At 71.2% G+C, this 19788-nt stretch carries 17 protein-coding genes; 10 read left to right on the forward strand and 7 right to left on the reverse strand.

Annotated elements, in window-relative coordinates:
* Positions 1-239: 239 nt before the first annotated feature.
* The 7 genes from ACGFIK_RS18520 (at position 240) to ACGFIK_RS18550 (ending at position 8593) form a co-directional block, all read left to right on the forward strand.
* Positions 240-557: a hypothetical protein gene (locus ACGFIK_RS18520; protein WP_327023762.1), complete on the forward strand. Its 318-nt coding sequence runs from the start codon at positions 240-242 to the stop codon at positions 555-557.
* 13 nt (positions 558-570) lie between these two features.
* The gene (locus tag ACGFIK_RS18525) at positions 571-933 is read left to right on the forward strand and encodes a hypothetical protein (RefSeq protein WP_327023761.1); all 363 of its coding nucleotides are present in this window, start codon (positions 571-573) and stop codon (positions 931-933) included.
* Between the two features lie 121 nt (positions 934-1054).
* The gene (locus ACGFIK_RS18530; RefSeq protein ID WP_327023760.1) at positions 1055-4318 is read left to right on the forward strand and encodes an ATP-binding protein; all 3264 of its coding nucleotides are present in this window, start codon (positions 1055-1057) and stop codon (positions 4316-4318) included.
* Between the two features lies 1 nt (position 4319).
* Positions 4320-6260 (forward strand): MFS transporter, encoded by a 1941-nt coding sequence (locus ACGFIK_RS18535; RefSeq protein ID WP_327023759.1) that lies wholly within the window; start codon positions 4320-4322, stop codon positions 6258-6260.
* On the forward strand, positions 6257-6814 hold the full coding sequence (locus ACGFIK_RS18540; protein WP_327023758.1) for a hypothetical protein: 558 nt from the start codon (positions 6257-6259) through the stop codon (positions 6812-6814). The genes ACGFIK_RS18535 and ACGFIK_RS18540 overlap by 4 nt, the downstream gene beginning before the upstream one ends.
* Positions 6811-7980, forward strand: coding sequence for a M23 family metallopeptidase (locus ACGFIK_RS18545; RefSeq protein ID WP_327023757.1), 1170 nt, complete (start codon positions 6811-6813; stop codon positions 7978-7980). The genes ACGFIK_RS18540 and ACGFIK_RS18545 overlap by 4 nt, the downstream gene beginning before the upstream one ends.
* 13 nt (positions 7981-7993) lie before the next feature.
* On the forward strand, positions 7994-8593 hold the full coding sequence (locus tag ACGFIK_RS18550) for a hypothetical protein (RefSeq protein WP_327023756.1): 600 nt from the start codon (positions 7994-7996) through the stop codon (positions 8591-8593).
* Between the two features lie 18 nt (positions 8594-8611).
* Here ACGFIK_RS18550 and ACGFIK_RS18555 read toward each other — a convergent pair whose 3' ends face one another.
* Positions 8612-9169 (reverse strand): hypothetical protein, encoded by a 558-nt coding sequence (locus ACGFIK_RS18555; protein ID WP_327027382.1) that lies wholly within the window; start codon positions 9167-9169, stop codon positions 8612-8614.
* 197 nt (positions 9170-9366) lie between these two features.
* On the opposite strand from ACGFIK_RS18555, the gene ACGFIK_RS18560 reads away from it, so the two are divergent.
* Both ACGFIK_RS18560 and ACGFIK_RS18565 read left to right on the forward strand, forming a co-directional pair.
* Positions 9367-11922: an FtsK/SpoIIIE domain-containing protein gene (locus tag ACGFIK_RS18560; protein WP_327023755.1), complete on the forward strand. Its 2556-nt coding sequence runs from the start codon at positions 9367-9369 to the stop codon at positions 11920-11922.
* Positions 11919-12635 (forward strand): hypothetical protein, encoded by a 717-nt coding sequence (locus tag ACGFIK_RS18565; protein ID WP_327023754.1) that lies wholly within the window; start codon positions 11919-11921, stop codon positions 12633-12635. Before ACGFIK_RS18560 ends, ACGFIK_RS18565 begins: the two co-directional genes overlap by 4 nt.
* Positions 12636-12704: 69 nt before the next feature.
* Here the strand turns inward: ACGFIK_RS18565 and folE are convergent, their stop codons facing one another.
* From folE to ACGFIK_RS18585, 4 genes are all read right to left on the reverse strand, one after another.
* Positions 12705-13361: a GTP cyclohydrolase I FolE gene (folE, locus tag ACGFIK_RS18570; protein ID WP_327027381.1), complete on the reverse strand. Its 657-nt coding sequence runs from the start codon at positions 13359-13361 to the stop codon at positions 12705-12707.
* A gap of 38 nt (positions 13362-13399) precedes the next feature.
* Positions 13400-15415, reverse strand: a complete 2016-nt coding sequence (gene ftsH / locus ACGFIK_RS18575; protein WP_327023753.1) for an ATP-dependent zinc metalloprotease FtsH — start codon at positions 15413-15415, stop codon at positions 13400-13402.
* A gap of 328 nt (positions 15416-15743) precedes the next feature.
* Positions 15744-16319 (reverse strand): hypoxanthine phosphoribosyltransferase, encoded by a 576-nt coding sequence (gene hpt / locus ACGFIK_RS18580; protein WP_327023752.1) that lies wholly within the window; start codon positions 16317-16319, stop codon positions 15744-15746.
* A gap of 98 nt (positions 16320-16417) precedes the next feature.
* Positions 16418-16555, reverse strand: a complete 138-nt coding sequence (locus ACGFIK_RS18585) for a hypothetical protein (protein ID WP_327023751.1) — start codon at positions 16553-16555, stop codon at positions 16418-16420.
* A 151-nt stretch (positions 16556-16706) separates the two neighbouring features.
* Between ACGFIK_RS18585 and ACGFIK_RS18590 the strand changes: the two genes are divergently transcribed.
* Positions 16707-17669, forward strand: coding sequence for a helix-turn-helix domain-containing protein (locus ACGFIK_RS18590; protein WP_327023750.1), 963 nt, complete (start codon positions 16707-16709; stop codon positions 17667-17669).
* A 2-nt stretch (positions 17670-17671) separates the two neighbouring features.
* On the opposite strand, the gene tilS is transcribed toward ACGFIK_RS18590, so the two are convergent.
* Both tilS and ACGFIK_RS18600 read right to left on the reverse strand, forming a co-directional pair.
* The gene (gene tilS / locus ACGFIK_RS18595) at positions 17672-18661 is read right to left on the reverse strand and encodes a tRNA lysidine(34) synthetase TilS (protein ID WP_327023749.1); all 990 of its coding nucleotides are present in this window, start codon (positions 18659-18661) and stop codon (positions 17672-17674) included.
* A 9-nt stretch (positions 18662-18670) separates the two neighbouring features.
* The gene (locus ACGFIK_RS18600) at positions 18671-19738 is read right to left on the reverse strand and encodes a zinc-dependent metalloprotease (protein ID WP_327023748.1); all 1068 of its coding nucleotides are present in this window, start codon (positions 19736-19738) and stop codon (positions 18671-18673) included.
* Positions 19739-19788 lie beyond the last annotated feature (50 nt).

Here is a 19788-nt window from a genome sequence, read left to right on the forward strand (position 1 = left end):
CAGACTCTTCGCGGGTTGTCGCAAAGGGGGGCGGCCCGTACGCTGTGGAATTGCCCAGCATCGAGATGGCGACGCTTGGAGGGAGGGCCAAAGCGGGGTTAATCCGCCCAAAAATCGCCACCTACCGTGGCGAGCTATGCACGCAGGGTCTCGGGCGCTGCGCAGAGTGAGCACCCATCCCGCAAGGCTTGCCTACTGCACCACCGCGGCGCCGCCGGCCGCGACTTGGGGAGGTTCCAGTGATCGCCATCGAGCTGATGGAATCAGCGTCCAGCAACGCCGCCCACCTGCTCTCCGCCCTGGCATCGTCGATTCCACTCGCGGCCGAGGAGCCGAAGGGGATCAACACCGAGGGCGTCGTCACCTTCTTCGCCAGCAAGATCGCCCCGATCCTGCTGGCCGTGCTGGGGGTCATCTTCATCGGCCGTGCCAGCCGGGGTGAGATCTCGAAGGTGCTGACCAGCTCCGCCATCGCGATCGTCGGACTGGCCTTCATCGCCGGAGCCGCCACCCTCTTCTTCATCGGCGACTTCCTGATCAACCTGATCTTCGAATAGGCGCGGGCACGAGATGCGGCTGCGCACCGACGACGACATCTACCGGGCCCGCCTGGTCTATCTCGGGCCACCCGGCTACACCCTTCCGGTCCACCTGCCGTACGCCCAGTACGGACTGTTCCTGCTGCTCGTTCCCCTCTACATGTTCATCCACTGGCTGTTCACGTTGCAGGTCGAACTCTTCCCCGCGTGGGAGATCGCCCTGGCCATCGTGACCACCTCGTTCGTCTTCCGGTACGTCGATCCGGACCGGCCGGCGCGCATGGTGATCCGCACCGCGCTGACCGACTGGCGACGCACCCGGGAGCCGGCCGCCGAGCAGCGCGACCCGCGCCTGGTCGGCAGCGGGATCAGGATCCGGGAGGAACTGGCATGACCGGCTGCACGCCGTACCGGCCTTCAGGAGGGTTGCCGGTGAACCCGGCGGCGAGCGAGGCGGAGCCGCAGCCGCCCCGTGGCCATCGGGCCAGGGCTGCGGACACGGGTCGGGCGATCGCATGAGCCGCTCCTCCACGCCGGGATCCCCGGCCGGGCGTTCGACCGCGCCGCACGGTAACCGTGCGCGATCGTTCGACTACCCGCAATCCGAGGAGTCCGAGGACGCCTCGCTGGACCCGGCCCTGGTCACCGCGCCGGGACACGGCGGGGTAGGGGTCTTCCAGGCCCCCCGCCCGCCGCAGCGCCTGGCTGTTCCGGGTGAGCCTGCCTCGGCCGTACCGACCACCCGGGACGGGGCCGACATCGACTCACCCTTCCTGGACCTGTTCGGTGGCACCTACCCCCGGCCGGGTTCCGCCTCCCGGGGCAACGGCCAGCCGACCCGGGCCCTGCCGCAGCAGGCGACCCCTCCGGCCCCGACCCCGGCACCGGCGCCGGTCACCCGTCGCCCGGCACCGTCCGCGCTACCCACCGCACCGGAGCGCCCCCTGGACAGCCCCCGCCTCCCGGTGGAACCGGCGGCCGCACCCGCGATACCGCCGCCCCCGCCCGTGCCGGTCCTCCCGCCGCCGAGCGACAGGTTGCCGAACGCCCGGCCCCCGGCCGACGACCAGCCGCGCCCTGCCGAGGGTCCTGCGATCGAGGCCACCCCGGACCGCCGGGCCGCCGCGCCGGCCACCCGCCCCGCCACCCCGCCCCGCCAGCGCTCGGGTGACCGCCGGGACCGACCGATCAAGCCAGCCCGGGTCCGCGCACCCAAGATCAAGTTTGGCGATCGTGATCCGGCCGTGGAGTTGGCGATCACCGAGATCGCCGGTCACCTGACCTTCACCCCGAACACGGTCACCGCCTGGTACTGGCTCCCCGAGGTGCGCTGGGCCTTCCGCCCGGACGCGGAACGCGAGGCCCTGCTCTCGGCGATCTCCGAGCAGTACGCCGGCCTGGCCGGGTTCCGGCTGCACCTGCGGCGCACCACCCGCCCCTTCCCGGCCGACGAGTGGGCCCGCACCATCGACGCCAACACCGCCTCCCCCCTGCCCGATGTGCCCGGCACGACCGGCTGGGCGGATCACCTGGTGGCGGCCCAACGGCACCTGCTGTCGGTCAACCACGCCGAGGGGCAGACCTACCTGGGGGTCACCTTCGCCCGCCGCTCCCTCGGCGACTCACTCACCGAGCGGGTGCTGCGCACCTTCGGGCGAGGGGTCGCCGAAGGCGAGCGTCGCAAGCTGGGCCGCACGGTGGAACAGTTCGACGAGGTGCTCGGCGCCTTCGGCATGCGCGGCCGGCGGGTCACCGCCCAGGAACTGGAATGGCTGCTCTACCGCTCGGTGGCGCTGTGCATGTCGCCCCCGGGTGCCCTCTCGCCGATCACCGACGGGCGTTGGGAGCGGGGTGACCTGCTGGCCCTCACCGAACAGGTGGAGCGCTACCGCACCCCGTACGGCTCGACGGTGAAGCTGGTCAACCGGATGACCGGCGAGGAACGGCATGTGGCCGTGCTCGCGGTGGGCCGGATGGAGCCCCTGGAGATCCCCGAGCGGCACGAACCCTGGCTGCACTTCCACGAGCGGCTGCCGTGGCCGATGGAGCTCTCCACCCGGGTCGACATCCTCGGCTCCGGGGACTCCTTCCGGAACCTGGAGCACCGGCTGCGGATGATCCGGTCCCAACAGCTCGACTACGCCGAGCACGGCATCGACGCCCCGCCGGAGTTGGAACGACTGGCCAAGCGGGCCCTGGTGATCGGTGACGAGATGACCACCGGCCTGCCGGTGGACTCCGCCCGGGCCCACGGCTGGCACCGGATCGCGGTGGGTGGGCGGACCCGGGAGGAATGCCTGGAGCGGGCGCGCCGCCTGATCCAGCTCTACTCCCGGGAACTGCGCATCTCGCTGCAACATCCGAAGAACCAGGACTGGCTGGCCCGGGAGTTCATCCCCGGCGAGCCGATCGCCAACACCGGCTACGTCCGACGGATGCCGGTGCCCCTGCTGGCGGCGGCGCTGCCGCAGGCCGCCTCGACCGTGGGTGACCGCCGCGGGGACCTGATCGGACGCACCGCCGGCACCTGCCGCCGACCCGTCTTCCTAGACCTGCACTTCCCCATGGAGGTACGGGAACGCTCCGGTTTGGCGGTCTTCGTGGCCGAGCCCGGTGGTGGCAAGTCGACCCTGCTCGGCGCGCTGGGCTACCTGGCGGCCCGACGGGGTGTGCAGGTGACCCTGCTCGACCCCTCCGGCCCGCTGGCCCGCCTCTGCGCCATGCCGGAACTGCGGCCGTACTCCCGGGTGCTGAACCTGACCGGGTCCGAGCACGGCACCCTGGCTCCGTACTCCCTGATTCCGACGCCGCTGCGCAGTGAGTTCAGCGCCGGGCCCACCGGGGATCGGGAGTTCGAGATCGCGGTCTCCAACGCTCGGGCCGAACGCCGGATGCTGGTGCAGGACATCTGCATGATGCTGGTGCCGCCCCAGGTGGCCCGCGAGGCCTCCACCGCCACCCTGCTCCGGCACGCCGTCCGCCAGGTGCCGGCCGAGGAGACCTCCACCCTCGACGACGTGGTCACCTGCCTGGGCCAACTCGACGACGACACCGGCCGGGAACTGGCCAACCTGCTGCTGGACACCGCCGAGATGCCGCTGGCCATGCTCTTCTTCGGCCGGCCACCGGAGGGACTGCTGGGCGCGGACGCGGCCCTCACCGTGATCACCATGGCCGGCCTGCGGCTGCCCGACCTCAAGATCGAACGGGAGTACTGGTCGGCCGAGGAGGCGTTGGCCCTGCCGATGCTGCACACCGCGCACCGGCTGGCGGTACGCCGCTGCTACGGCGGCTCGATGTCGTCCCGGAAGCTGGTGGGCCTGGACGAGGCACACTTCATGGAGGGGTGGCGCTCCGGACGCTCCTTCCTGGTCCGGCTCGCCCGGGACTCGCGTAAGTGGAACCTCGCCGCCCTGGTCGCCTCGCAGAACCCCCGAGACATCCTCGGCCTCGACGTACAGAACCTGGTCTCCACCGTCTTCGTCGGCCGGATCGCCGAGGACACCGAGATCGCCTCGGAAGCGTTACGCCTGCTGCGGGTCCCGGTCGACGACGGGTACGAGGCGACCCTGGCCTCGCTCTCCACCGCCGACGCGACCTCCGCCCACCGGCTCGGCTTCCGCGAATTCGTCATGCGCGACGTCGACGGCCGGGTGCAGAAGGTCCGGGTCGACGTGTCCTATGTGGATGGACTCTTGGCGCACCTAGACACCACCCCTGCCGCCATCGCTGCCGCCGCCGGGGTGCTGCCGACCGTGCTGCCCGACCTGGAGGCGTGACATGGCGAGGGCCCGGACTCGGATCGCGGCGCTCCTCCTGGCACTCGGCGTACTCGCCGTGGCCACGATCAGCTGGCCAGGGCTCACCGCCACACCCGCGTACGCCGCCCCGGTCGCGTACCAGGCCCCCACCGACCTCTGCACCACGGAGGAATGGCAGGCCGACTTCCGCGCCTGCGTCAGCAAGCTCCAGCAGGTCGCGGAGAGCGAGGCGACCTGCCTGAATCCCCCGACCCCTACCGCCCCGGACTCCGGCATCGCCGGCTGGTTCGCCGCCCGGCCGGAGGCGGCCAAGCTCCCCGGCCCCAAGGGCTACTACAGCGACTACGGCTACGCCGGGTACAGCTACACCACCTACAAGATCGATACCGGCTGCGCGACCACGCTGCTGCACCCGGACTACAAGTTCACCAACACCATCGCCAACGGGGAGTTCATGATCGCCACGGCGATCATCGGCGCCTCGAACGCGCTGCGGGAGCGTGCCTGGGACCCCGGGACGATGTGGGGCTGGGCCGACCCTCTGGTGGACCAGGCCACCAAGGCGATCTACCAGAAGGTGTTCAGCGTCTTCGGCATAGTCACCCTCTGCGTGGTCGGTCTCTACCTGCTCTGGCGCTCACGCCAGTCGGACATGAGCAGCGCGATGACCACGGCGGGCTGGGCGTTGGTGGTGATGGTGGCGATCACCGCCTTGGCCGCCTGGCCGGTCAAGTCCGCCAACCTGGCCGACGGTGCGCTCATCTCCACCCTCGGGGTCGTACACGACGCCGTCGGCCCGGCGACCAAGGACGTGCCGCCCGACCGGTGTGCGATGCCCAACCCGGATGCCTGTACGGACAAGCGCCCGCCGGCGGTGCGGGCCAGCGACACCGCCACCGAGGGCATGCTCTACCGGAACTGGCTGCGGGGGGTGCTCGGCTCGGCCGACAGCGAGACCGCCCGCAAGTACGGTGCCGCACTCTACGACGCCAAGTCGCTGTCGTGGGAGGAGGCGGAGAAGATCCGGGCCAATCCTCGTACCCGCGAAGCCACGATCAACGCGAAGAAGCAGCAGTGGATGACGGTGGCCGCCCAGATCGAGCGGGAGGACCCGGAGGCCTACGAGTACCTGCAGGGTGTCCGGGACATGGACCGGGTGGGTGCGGGCTTCATCGCGGTGCTGGCCGCTCTGCTCTTCGCGATGTTCGATCTGACCGCCTCCCTGCTAGTGCTGCTGGGCTTCCTGGTCTTCCGGTGGGCGGTGATCGCCGCGCCGATCCTGGGCACGATCGGCCTGCTCCGACCGGCCAGCGCCGGTCTGCGGCGGCTGGGCAACGCGGTGGTGGCCGCGCTCTTCAACATCGCGATCTTCGGAACCGGTGCGGCGATCTACCTCTTCGCGGTGGACCTCATCATGAGCACCCCCACCCTGCCCGGCTGGCTGCAGGTGGTGCTGGTCTGGCTGTGCGGCGTGGTGGGCTGGTTGCTGTTGCGCCCGTATCGACGCATAACCCAACTCGGCGGCAAGGACAGCAGCGAGGCGGTCAGCTCGGCCGGTTCCTGGCATCGGCGGTTCTTCCGAGACATGCGTACCGCGGCCCGGCTCGACGTCGCCGAGCCCGGCGGCACCGCCGAGCCCACGGTGGGACGGCGCCGCGCCCTAGGGACGGAACAACCCAGGGTGCGGCCGGAGGCCCGCCCGGACCCGGTACCGACCGGCGCGCCACCCACCCAAGAACGTCCGGAGGGTCACAAGACCGGCGCCGGGCGGGGAACCACCGAGGAGCAGCAGCGGCCGGAGACCCGACCGGTCGCACCCCGGCCCCGACGTCGGCAGCCGGCCTCCTGGACCGAGCCGGACGTACCCGAGGAGAACCCCTCCTTCGCCATCTACCGTCCGGGGTCGTCCGAGAAGGCACCGGAGAAGACGGCGCCCCGGATCCGCTCCGAGGCCCGGTGACCGCAGTGCGGCGGGCCATCGAATTCCTGGTAACCCGGCTGCTGCGCTCCCGGCTGGGGGTCGCCCTGGGCATCGCCATACTGGTGCTCGGCGTGGTCGGGGCGGCCAGGCTGGTAGCCGGCCCGGGAGATCCGACGACCGGTTTGAGCAACCGTCCGGCCGAGCCGATCACCACGGTGCATCCGACCACGGGTGACGACGGTGCGATCTCGACCACCAGCACACCGACTCCGAAGACTGCCCCGGGCGAGGCCGAACCGGAACAGGTAGCGGAGCGCTTCGTGGTGGCCTGGCTCGGCAAACCCGGTCTGACCGTCGAGGAGTGGCACGAGGGACTGCGGCCGCTGTCCACCGCCGACCTGATGGACAAGCTGGCCGGAGCCGATCCGGCCAGGGTGCCGTCGGGTCAGCTGACGAACGAGGTGACCATCCGGCCGCGCAGCGAGACCTTCGTGGAGGCGATGATCGCCCTCGACACCGGACGGCTGCGTCTCGAACTGGTGGCACCGCAGGGGCGGTGGCTGGTGGATGCCGTGGACTGGGAGCGATCATGACCGACCCGAGTACGCCCCGTCGCCGACCGGTGCGGGTGGGCGCCCTGGCTGCCGCACTGACCGCGACCCTGGCGTTCCTGTGTTGTACCGGCGGCGCCGGCGCCTTCTTCCTGACCGAGTTGGGCGGCGAGGCGGCCGAGCAGATCACCCCGGCGAGCCTGGAATGCACCGGAGACTTCACGGTCGACGTGACCGGCAAGATGCCCCGGATCCCGCAGTACGGGGAACGCCAGCTCCGTAACGCGGCCGTCATCATCAAGGTCGGTCAGGAGATGAAGGTGCCGGCGCGCGGCTGGGTGATCGCGGTGGCCACCGCGATGCAGGAGTCCCGCCTGCTGAACCTGGCCAACCGCACCGTCGCCGAGTCTCAGGACATCCCCCACGAGGGCATCGGCGCCGACCACGACTCGGTCGGGCTGTTTCAGCAACGTGCCTCCTGGGGCTCCGTGCGGCAGCGGATGAATCCCGAGTACGCCTCCCGCAAGTTCTACGAGAAGCTCGTGGACGTGCCCGACTGGCAGAAGCTGCCGCTCACCGTGGCCGCCCAACGCGTGCAGATCAGTGCCTTCCCGGACGCCTACGCCAAGCACGAGGAGATCGCCGCCCGGATCGTGGACGCGCTGGCCGGCGGTGCGGCCCGGACGGCGTTGATCGCCGGGCAGGAGGTGTGCGACGCGGCCTCGGCGGGCGACATCGCCGCCTCCGGCTGGACCGCCCCGATTCCGGGCGGTGTCGGTTCCGGATTCCGCACCGCCAGCCGGCCCGGCCACAACGGGGTGGACATCGCCGCCCCGAAGGGCACCCTCATTCGGGTAGCGGCCACCGGCCGGGTCCTGGTCTCGCGCTGCGACCCGGACCGCAGGGGCAGGCTCAGCTGTGACGTGGACGGTTGGCCGGACAAGGGCGGCTGCGGCTGGTTCGTCGACGTCCTGCACGCACAGGGCATCGTCACCCGCTACTGCCACATGGTCAGTCGGCCCAGGGTCGCCGTAGGGGAGACCGTGGAGGCAGGTCAGGTGATCGGTGAGGTGGGCAGCAGCGGCAACTCCTCCGGCCCGCACCTGCACTTCGAGGTACACACCGACGGCGACCGAAGCAGCCACAGCGCGATCGACCCGGTGCCGTTCATGCGGTCGAAGGGCGCCCCACTCAAGGGCGCGGAGTAGCCTCGTTCCCGTCATGACCGAGCCATTACCGGACCCGTTCGCCGACCAGCCGGACTGGGCACCGCAACCCCCCCGGCCCATCGAGATCGTCCCGGCCGCCGGCCGAGTGGACCTGCGCGGGAGACGGGTGCTGGTGGGGTTGCCCGGCTTCGGCTGGCGAGGTGACCTGCGGGCTGACGAGAAGGTGGTGCAGAACAGCCGCACCTACGTGCCGGTCATCCCCGAACACGAGTGGTACCGGGCCGAGTCAGACCAGGTGGAGGTCTTCGCCCCGCTGGTACCCATCGAACGGGTCTGGGTAGAGACCGTCGGCCCACCGGCCACCCCCGCGATCACAGAAGGTGGCGGCTTCCGGCTGGTCTCGCTGGACGCGCCGGCGCACCGGCCGCCGACACCGGTCTTCGAGGCGGATTCGGCCATCGGACGCCGGGTGGTGCACATGGTGGGCTCCATTGAGCAGCGCGACCTTCGCGCGGTGACGGAGACCTACTCCGGCGCCGAGGGCGACATCTGCGTACGGGTCGCACCTGAGATGGAGTGGTACCGCTGGGCCTGGCGCGGCCAGTCACCGACCACGCTGGAGGTCCCCGTGCATCTGTTGTGGCTTGAATAGCGGAGGGCGTTCTGCGGATCAACCCCGCTGTTCTGCGGAGCAGACCCGCCAGTCGTCGCTCAACTGTAGATCGAAGCTCCATGACTGGCGATCTGTCTGCCGGATGCCATCAACCTGAGCAGAGAAGGTGAGATCTACGCGCACGACCGCTTGTTCGCCGGCCCGAGTCTCCTGAAGCGGCCCCCAAGTGACGGTTAAGTCAGTTCCGAATCGATCTTCGCGTACTACCAGATCGGTTCTTAGCTGATTTAGATCATTCAGATCCGATTTGCCCTCGCAGACGAAGAGGTTGGCGCGCACGTCGTTTCGGTCGACCAGGAACGCGCGCAGGTAGTTGTCCACCACCACGTCGGGTGCGCTGCGGTCAGGGGCGGTGGCGCGGTCGTAGACGAGGTAGCCGACTACGCCGCCGCCCAGACACAGCGCCGCGAGCACCCCGGCGACCACCGTCAGCACCGTCCGGACCCGTCGGCGTGGCTGCTGTGGCGCTGGCGCGACGGAGGGCGGCGCCAGTTCCTCTGGCGGGGTCCGTTGCGCCGGTACGCGGGAGACCTGGGAACCGGCGGGGGGCGGCACTGATTCCACCCCCTGAGGCTATCGGCTGGAGGCTGCGGACCCAATGCCCCAGATTCAGCAGATCGTGACGGATCACTGCCGACCGGTGAGATTCACGACAACACCGACGCAGCACCGCCACGCGTCCCCGAGGTCCGGCTGCGGCTGGGATACCGTCGTCCTGCTCGACGAGGGGGTGCCGACCTCGGGCGGAGGAGGTGGAGCCGGTGGGCGGACCGAAGTCACGGGCGCTCCGCGCCGCCGCGTTGCACCGCCGGGCCGCCGCGACGGTGGCGGCTGCCGCTGCCAGTCTCGACGACACCCGTCCGGCCCCAGCCGACCAACGTCGTCAGTACGCGCTGGCCGAACGGTTGCGTACCGCTGCGGCCGTACTGGCGCCGGGGTGGGCCGGCGAGGCGCTGGACAGCATCGAGTCGACGACCCGCGCCGGGGATGCTCCGCCGCCCTTCGTCCGGGTGGGCACCGCCGCGCCGCTGGACGATGCACGCTTCCCCGCTCTGGTTCCGCTGCTGGGTGCCGGTCACCTGACTGTGGACGCCGACGCGCAGGATCCTCGGGTGGCCGGGCTGCTGCGAGCGTTGGTGCTGCGGTTGGTGGCGGCTACCCCGGCGGGGACCCTGCTGGTGCGGGCGATGGATGCGACCGGCGAGGTGTTGGCCGCCTTCCGGGCCCTGGGCGATGCCGGGTTGCTGTCGCCGCCTGCCACGGACCTGGCCGGGCTACGCACCCTGCTCGACGAGGCGGAGCGGTGGGTGACGCCCGGCTCGGCCGGGCCACGCCGGCATGAGCGACTGCTGCTGGTGGTGCTCGCCGGGCTGCCCGAGGGGATCCACGGCGAGGATCTTTCCCGGATCGAGTTCCTGGCCGAGCAGGGGCCGACCGCAGGGTTGCACCTGGTGGTGGCGGGCTGGCCGACTGAGGACCGTGCTCCGCTGCCGGGGGCGACTCCCCTGGCGATGCGGACCGCTTATGCGCTGCTGGGCGATGTGCCTGGGGCCACCTTCGCGGCGGCGGGCTCCGAGGGCGGGTTGAACTCCCCGGTGTTCGTCGAGGCGGACCCACCGACCGAACTGGTGGAGGCGGTGTGTCGGCGACTCGCCGCGCAGATCGAGGCCGGCACCCGACTGTCCCTGGCCAGCCTGTTGCCCTCGGCGGAGGAGGACCTGTGGCAGGCGGACTCGACTGAGGGGCTGAGCACCAGCGTCGGGGACGCCGGTGGCCGAGCCGTGCCGCTGGGTTTTACCGAGTTGACGCCACACTGGCTGGTCAGTGGTCGGTCGCGGGCCTGCCGGTCGACCTTCCTGACCACCGCGCTACTCGGCCTGGCCGCTCGGTACGGCCCGAACGAGTTGTCGTTGTACCTGGCCGACCTCGGCGAGGGTGAGTCCTTCGCGGAGTTCCTGCAGACCGACCGCGACCGGTCCTGGATCCCGCAGGTGCGGGCGGCGGCGATGGCCGCCGACCGGGAGTACCTGCTCGACCTGTTCGAGCAGCTCATCGCCGAGGTGCAGCGACGCGCCGGGGTTGCGGCCCGGGCGGGTGGGCAACGCTTCGCCGAGTTGCGGCAGCATCATCGGCTGCCCCGGATCGTGTGCGTGGTGGACAATCTGCCGCTGCTCCTCACCGAGCGGGATCGACTGACCACCGACACCCTGGCCCGGCTGGACGTGTTGGCCAGGACCGGCCGGCTGCACGGCGTACACCTGGTTCTCGCCGGTGAGGCTGATCTGGGCCTGGGGGTACGCAATGAGCCCGGGCAGCGGGATTCCCTGCTCGGCCAGTTCCCGGTCCGGGTGGCCCTGCCTGGCGGCGGGGCGGTGTTGGAGCCTACGAATGACTCTGCGGCCGGGTTGCCGGCCGGCAGCGCGGTGGTCAACACCGCCGGTGGCCTGGGTGGGCCTCGGGGGGCGATCCGGGGGCACGAGCGGATGGTCCGGTTCCCTGATCCGCAGGATGAGCCGGAGGTCGTGGCGGGGCTACGGCACCGGCTCTGGGCGGCCCGTCCGGAGGGTGCCGCCGCCCCGGTGGTCTTCGCGGGGTACGCCCGTCCGCTGCTGGGCAATGATCCCCGTTACCGGTCCGCCCTGGCCGGTCGGGCGTTGGCACCGGCGGCGCTGTTGGGTCGGGCGGTGGATGTCGCGCGTACCACCGCAGCGGTGCCGCTGGGCCCGGCTGCCGGACGCAACCTGGCGGTGCTGGGTCCCCGACCCGAGGGCAGTCGCCTGCTGGCCATGGCGGCCCGGAGTACCGCAGCCCACCATCCACCGGGGACGGCCCGGTTCGTGATCGCCGTACCGGACCCCGAGGCTCAGCCGACGGCCGACGCCCTGGCCGCCGAGTTGGCCGCCAGACATCCGGTCGAGAGGGTCGACCTGGCCGGGTTGGTGACCGTGCTGGATGCCGGGGCGGCGGCCTACCTGGTGGTGTTCGGGCTGGATGTGGCACCTGCCGAGCAGTTGCCGCCGGCCCGGCTACGGATGTTGCTGCGGGAGGGCCCACCGACCGGGCAGCATCTGCTGGGCTGGTGGCGTACGGTGCCCTCGTTCGCGGCCCTCATCGAGGCCGAGGAGACGGTCGACAAGTTGACCGCGGTGGCGGTGGCGGGGGTACCGGGTGCCCAGCTCACGCCGGTCTTCGGCCGGCCGGTGGAGTGGCGGCCCCGCCGGGATCGGGTGGTGCTCTGGGACGGCCCCGATGAGCGGGGAGTCGTGCTGGTGCCGTACGACCTGCCGGAGGACGGGGAACAACCATGACGATCAGCGAGGCGGAGACCACCGCCGTACGCCCCGGTCGGCAGCGGACGACCACCCCGCCCGAGCCGGGGGACGCCCTGTCGGCCGCGTGGTCGGACTACCTGACCGCCGCCCGTCAACTGGACGGGGTACGCCGCGACGCGGCGATCGCCGCTAGTGAGCAGGCGCGTACCGTCCAGGCGGCGCGGGACGAGTTGGTCGCGGTGCGTACCCACCTGGCCGCGCAGGAGGCCCAGCTCTGTGAGCAGGGCGTACCGCTGATCTCGCTGAAACCGACCCCACCGGAACTGTCCGAGGCCACCCGGTCGATGTCGGGCGGGCCGGGGGCGGTGCTGGCCGCGTTGCGGGAGGCCCGGCGGCGGGCGTACGGGGTCGACGACATCCTCGCCGCGCGGGGGCTGTCGCGGGTGGCGCACTGGCCGCCCCGCCCGCGCAACCTGCTGGTGTACGGGCCCCTGGGGCTGCTGGTTCCGCTGCTGCTGATCGCGATCTATCTGGCTGCCGGCACCGGCCCGGTGACCATCCTGGCCCTGGTGGTGGGGCTGCCTGGCCCGGCCGTCGCCTTCGGCGCGGGTTGGCTGGCGGTGGGGCGGCTGTTTCCGTCCCATCCCGGGCAGCGGGTGGAACGGACTCCGCGCTTCGGCGCGCTGACCTGCCTGATTCCGGCGGTGGTGGCCACCGCCGGAATCCTCCTGGCCATGCTGGCCACCTGACCGACGCCACTTGCCAAACCCGGTTCCGCCTGGGCGGCTGACCGGCGGGCGGGCAGCCGTCCAGGGGAGTCAGCGGGGGTGGATCAGTGCCATCGCCTCGGCGCGGGACTTGGCGTCCCGCTGGAGGGTGCCACGTACCGCCGAGGTGATGGTCATGGCGCCGGACTTCTGGATGCCGCGCATGGCCATGCACATGTGTTCGCATTCCAGCACGACCACCACCCCTCGCGGGGCGAGCCGATCCATCAGCAGGTCGGCGATCTGCGAGGTGAGCCGTTCCTGCACCTGCGGGCGACGGGCGTACACCTCGACCAGGCGGGCCAGCTTGGACAGGCCGGTGATCCGCCCGTCCGGGCCGGGGATGTAGCCGATGTGCGCGCTGCCCCGGAAGGGCAGCAGGTGGTGCTCGCAGAGGCTCATCACGTCGATGTCCCGGACCAGCACGAGTTCCTCGTGGTTGGCCTCGAAGGTGGTGGTGAGCACCGTGGCCGGGTCCACCCGCAGACCGGCGAAAAGCTCGGCGTACGCGCGGGCCACCCGGGCCGGGGTCTGCTGGAGGCCGTCCCGGTCGGGATTCTCGCCGACCGCGATCAGGATCTCGCGGACCGCCTTCTCGATGCGGGCCAGGTCGACGATCTCCTCGACCGGGCGTCCGGTCAGCCGACCGTTGATCAGCCGAGCGGCGATGTAGTCGAGGTCGTCGGGTTCGGTAGAGGAGGCGGCCAGCCCTCGCTGCGAGGGACTGGCCGCCGGGTCGTTGGTGCTCAGTGTGGGCCGTCCGAGTTGTTCGAGTTCGGGCTGCCGACGGTGGCCTGCGCCCCGTCCGCCTCGGCCTGGATCTTGAGCGCCTCCTTCTCCGCCGGGGTGAGTACCGGCGGTTCGGTGGAGGGCTGACGCTTGCCGAAGCCGTTGTAGGGGGCCATCGGGGGCCGCTTGACCACCCGGGCGCAGATCCGGGCCATGTCGGCCGTGGAGAGGGTCTCCTTCTCCATCAGCTCTAGCACGATGTTGTCCAGGACGTCCCGGTACTCGACCAGGATCTCCCAGGCCTCGTCGTGGGCCAGTTCGATCAGGGCCCGCATCTCGCCGTCGATCTCGGCGGCGACGGCGTCGGAGTAGTCCCGCTCGTGGCCCATGTTGCGGCCCAGGAACGGCTCGTCACCGCTGGTGCCGTACTTGATCGCACCGAGCTTGGAGCTCATGCCGTACTGGGTGATCATCGCCCGGGCCAGTGCGGTGGCCTTCTCGATGTCGTTGCCGGCCCCGGTGGTGGGCTCGTGGAAGACGAGTTCCTCGGCGGCCCGGCCACCCAGGGCGTACGCCAGGGTGTCGATCATCTCGGCCCGGGTCTGGGTGTACTTGTCCTCCGTGGGCAGCACCAGGGTGTGGCCCAGGGAGCGACCACGCGACAGGATCGTCACCTTGTGCACCGGCGCGGCGTGCGGCAGGGCCCAGGCGACCAGGGCGTGCCCACCCTCGTGGTACGCGGTGATCTTCTTTTCCTGGTCGCTCATCACCCGGGTACGCCGCTGCGGGCCGGCGATGACCCGGTCGATGGACTCCTCCAGCGACTCGTTGCTGATCGCCCGCTGGTCCTTCCGGGCGGTCAGCAGGGCGGCTTCGTTGATCACGTTGGCCAGATCGGCACCGCTGAAGCCCGGGGTCCGCTTCGCCACCGAGTCGAGGTCGACATCCGGGGTGAAGGGCTTGCCCTTGGCGTGCACCCGCAGGATGGCCTTGCGGCCCTCCATGTCGGGGGCGTCCACCGGGATCTGCCGGTCGAACCGCCCCGGACGCAGCAGCGCCGGGTCTAGGATGTCCGGCCGGTTGGTCGCGGCGATCAGGATGACCCCGCCCTTGACGTCGAAGCCGTCCATCTCCACGAGCAGCTGGTTGAGGGTCTGCTCACGTTCGTCGTGGCCACCGCCCATGCCGGCACCACGGTGCCGACCGACGGCGTCGATCTCGTCGACGAAGACGATCGCCGGGGCGTTCGCCTTGGCCTGCTCGAAGAGGTCACGGACCCGGCTGGCGCCGACACCGACGAACATCTCCACGAAGTCGGAGCCGGAGATCGAGTAGAAGGGCACCCCGGCCTCGCCGGCGACCGCTCGGGCGAGCAGGGTCTTACCGGTACCGGGCGGGCCGAACAGCAGTACGCCCTTCGGGATCTTGGCGCCGAGGGCCTGGTACTTGCCCGGGTTCTGCAGGAAGTCCTTGATCTCGTGCAGTTCCTCGACGGCTTCCTCGGCACCGGCCACGTCGGCGAAGGTGGTCTTCGGCGTGTCCTTGGTGATCATCTTCGCCTTGGACTTGCCGAAGTTGAGCACTCGGGAGCCGCCGCCCTGCATCTGCGACATGAAGAACAGCAGCAGCAGCACGAGCAGCACGATGGGCAGCAGGTTTACCAGCAGGCTGACCCAGATGCTGTCGGACGACACCTCGGTGTCGGCCGGCCCGGTGACCCGATTGTTCGCCTTGGCGTCGAGGACCTGGTTCCAGACCTCGTTGCCGACCTCGTACGGGAACTGGGCCTCGATCAGCTTGGTGGTGGTCTTGCCGAACTCGGCCTCCTCGGCCAGCTCGAGCTGGATCGTCTGTTCCTTGTCCTGGAACACGACCTTCTCGATGCCGCCCTTGTTGAGCTGGTCGAGCGCGACTGACGTGTCCACCCGGTGGTAGCTGGGACCAGAGGTGAACAACTGACTGAGCACGACGGCGCCGAGGATGACCAGGATGACCCAGAACACCGGTCGGCGGAAGAAACGCGTACGTTCCATGCTTTTGTCGAGCGCCGAGACGCCCGCATCCTCCTGATCGACGTCCTGACCGACTGTTGGGTGTCGCCGCCGGGGCGGCTGCCGTAGCCGCCGTGCGGGCCGGCCTCGACCCCGAGGCGCGAATTGCCGCGCCACGGTCATTCGACGGTACACCGTGCGAGACGGATGTGAGCTGGCGAGCCCAGCACTTACGCGCACGGCGAACCCGGGAGTCGACCGGCGTGGTCGGGAGCGGGGCTCCCCACCACCGTGCTCAACGGTAGCCCGAGCACCTGAAAGGCGGCTGTACGTCACCCGAGAAGGGCGAGCGGAATCGCCCGCCAGCCGGTCAGCTGCGGGCGTACACCTCCGGCTTGAGGACACCGACGTAGGGCAGCTCGCGGTAGCGCTCCCCGAAGTCGAGACCGTATCCGACGACGAAGGCGGTCGGGATGTCGAAGCCCACGTACTTGACCGGCACGGTCACCTTGACCGCCTCCGGCTTACGGAACAGCGCCACCACCTCGACACTGGCCGCCGACCGGGACTCCAGGTAGCGCAGCAGCCAGGAGAGGGTCAGCCCGGAGTCGACGATGTCCTCGACCACGACGACGTGCCGCCCGGCGATGTCCCGGTCCAGGTCCTTCAGGATGCGCACCACCCCGGAGGAGGTGGTGCCCTGCCCGTACGAGGAGATGGCCATGAAGTCCAACTCCGCGGGCGGGCCCTCCCGGCCCAGCGCCCGGGCGAAGTCGGCCATGAACATGACCGCACCCTTGAGCACGCAGACGAGCAGCAGCCCGTCGGTGACGTGGGCGTAGTCCGCGGAGACCTGCTTGGCCAGTTCCGCGGTCTTCTCGCGGATCTGCGCCTCGGAAATGATCACGTGGTCGATGTCGGCGTCGTACCAGGAGCCGTCAGCCATGACCCTAGCCTGCCGTACGCCGTGGGTGGATCGTCGGCGGGGCCGCCCCTTTGTGGAACGGCCCGCGCCCGGATTTCCGGCAGAAGCTGCCAATCGCCTCAGCTGGTGCGTGATCTCCATCGACGACCACCATCGGTGGGCTTCCAGTCGGCGCAGTCGCGGCTGTCGGCGGTCAGGCCGGCGGCCGAGGCCACGGCGAGAACGAGCAGGAGGAACAGGACGAAGAGGAACTCCATGGCGGCGCTCACTTTCCTGCGATTGGTGGTGTTTTCGCCGCCGGGTGCGCACCGGGCACCTCTGAGTCTGCGCGTCCGCTTACCGGCCCGACAGTGGCAGGAATGCCACTCCCCCTCGATTTTCCGCCAGTAGCGCGGTTACCCTCGTCACATGCTGCGTTCGGTGGCCGTACTCGTGCTGGATGGGGTGGCCCCGTTCGAGCTGGGGGTACTCGCGGAGGTGTTCGGCACCGACCGCACCGCGGACGACCTGCCCGGCTACCGCTTCGAGGTGTGCAGCCCGCAGGCCGCCACCGTGCGCACCTCCGCCGGCTTCCACCTGATGCCCAACGCCGACCTGGGCCCGATCGAGCGGGCGGACCTGGTGGCGGTCCCCGCCCACCACTGCGACACCGCCGCGCCCCGGCAGGTGCACGAGGCGCTACGCCGGGCCGCCGATCGGGGGGCGTACCTGTTCAGCGTCTGCACGGGGGCGTACCTGCTGGGTGAGGCGGGTCTGCTGGACGGCCGGGAGTGCACGACCCACTGGCGGCACGTCGAGGAGCTGCAACGCCGACACCCGCAGGCCCGGGTCCGCTGCAACTCCCTCTACGTCCAGGACGGTCGGCTGCTCACCAGCGCGGGCACCGCCGCCGGCATCGACGCCAGCCTGCATCTGGTACGCCAGGAGCACGGCTCGGCCGCCGCCACCCGGCTGGCCCGGCGGATGGTCGTACCCCCGCACCGCGACGGCGGGCAGTCCCAGTACGTCGAGACCCCGATCGCCAAGGTGCCGCAGGCCTCCACCCTGGAGCCGGTGTTGCAGTGGCTGATCGGGCGGCTGGACCGGCAGGTGACCGTCGACGAGCTGGCCGCCCGGGCCGGCATGGCGCCGCGTACCTTCGCCCGCCGGTTCCGGGCCGAGACCGGCACCACCCCACACGACTGGCTGACCAACCAGCGGATCCTGCTGGCCCGTCGGCTGTTGGAGGAGACCGGGCTGACCGTGGACGAGGTGGCCGACCGGGCCGGCTTCGGTAACGCCGCCGCCCTGCGCCACCACTTCACCCGTCGGGTGGGTGCCACCCCGAACGCCTACCGAATCACCTTCCGCGACCGGGTCCCCGCCGGTTGAGCTCAGCCGAGCACCGGCAACAGCCGGTCGGCCCGGCGGACCACCCGCAGTCCTCCGGGCAGGTAGGCCGCCCCCTGGCCCCGCCAGCCGGTGACCAGGGCGTCCAGGGCGGCGATGTGCCGGTGCGACAGCGCGGCCGGCGAGGCCCCCAACTCGTGGGCCCAGGTACGCAGCACCCGGCCGCGTACCGCCCCGGCCAGGTCGACCAGGGTCTTGACGGCCAGCCCGCCGTCGGGATGCCGGGCGGAGAGCAGCGCCGCACCGGCCAACTCGTCCAGTACGGCGTTGTCCGCCGCCACCAGCCGCGCGGTGCGGGCCAGGTTGTCGATCACACCGGGACCCAGGGCCTGGACCAGCGCCGGCACCAGGTCGGCCCGCACCCGGGATCGGGCGTACGCGGGGTCGACGTTGTGCGGGTCCTCCCACGGGGTCAGGCGCAGTGCCGTGCAGGCCGACCGGGTCTGCCCACGGCTGATCTCCAGCAGGGGCCGGACCAGGGGCACCCCGGCCAACTCCCGGCGCGGCGGCATGCCCGCCAACCCGCGGGGACCCGCCCCCCTGGCCAGCGCCAGCAGCACCGTCTCGGCCTGGTCGTCACGGGTGTGCCCGGTGAGCAGGGCGGCGGCCCGATGACGCCTGGCCACCTCGACGAGGGCCTGGTAGCGGGCCTCACGGGCGGCCGCCTCGGGCCCTCCGCCCCGGCCGGCGACCTCCACCCGGATCACCTCCACCGGCGACAGGCCGGCCTGTTCGGCCCAGCGGGCCACCGTCTGGGCCCGCTCGGCCGACCCGGTCTGCAGACCGTGATCCACCGTCACCAGCCCGGCGACGTGCCCCACCCGGGGTGCCACGAACGCGGCGGCGGCGGCCAGAGCCAGCGAGTCGGCGCCCCCGGAACAGGCGACCAGCACCGGTCCCTCCGCCGGCAGGTCGGCCAACGCGCGACGCACCGCGACCCGGATCGCGGCGACCGGCGGAAAGATCGCGGCCATCGGCATCGCTCAGACTGCCGGCGGCACCGGCCCGACCGGGCCGTGTACCCGCGCCACCCAGGCCGCCGGGTCGCTCAGTTCGGTCAGCCGGGGCAGGGTCAGTGGGGACTCGAAGATCCGGTTGAAACCGGCCATGCCTACCCGCTCGACCACCGCGTGCACGAAGGTGCGACCCTCGGCGTACTGCCGCATCTTGACGTCCATGCCGATCAACCGGCGGACGGCCTTCTCCATCGGGTTGCCGGCCTCCCGGCGCCGGTTGAACCCGGCTCGGATCCGCTCGACACTCGGGATGACCTGCGGGCCGACCCCGTCCATCACGAACTCGGCGTGCCCCTCCAACAGGGTCATCAGCGCCGTCAACCGGTCCAGCACCGCCCGCTGCCCGGGGGTCTGCACGATGTCCAGCACACTGGAGCGGCTCTGCGGGTTGCGCACCACGTCGGCCAGGGTGCCCACCCCCCGGCGCAGCCGGTCGAGCAGGTGCTCACCGCCCTGCGAGGCGTCCACGAAGGCCTGCACCTCGCCGAGGAAGTAGCCCCGCATCCACGGCACCGCGGTGAACTGCGTCCGGTGGGTCACCTCGTGCAGGCAGACCCAGAGCCGGAAGTCGCGAGGGTCGGCCTGCAGCTTGCGCTCCACCTCGACGATGTTCGGCGCTACCAGCAGCAACTGGCCCGGGTCGGCCGAGAAGACCTCGTACTGGCCGAGCACCCGGCCGGACAGGTACGCCAGCACGGTGCCCGCCTGCACCCCGGTGACCCGGGAGCCGACCGCCTCGGTCAGCGCGCCGGGCTGCTTCTCCGGGGCCAGCCGACCGACCAGCGGGGTGATCACCTCACGCAGGCCGGCGATGTTGGTGGCGGCCCAGTCCCGCCGGTCGACCACCCGCACCGGCGGGTGGGCCACCTGCGAGGTGAGCCCGGTGTAGTCGGCCACGTGCCCGGCCGCTTCGTCGGTCAACCGGCGCAGGTCGGCGACCACCTCGGTGGCCTCGTCGTACGACACCCGGGGGCCGGTCTTGCCCAGGGCCCCCGCGGTCGCGACGGCCAGATCCCAGTCCACGAACTGCGCCATGCCACCCACCGTACCCGCGCCGGGACAGCAGTCCACGCCCTCGACGGCGG

This window comes from Micromonospora sp. NPDC048871, assembly GCF_043198155.1.
Classification (GTDB): domain Bacteria; phylum Actinomycetota; class Actinomycetes; order Mycobacteriales; family Micromonosporaceae; genus Micromonospora.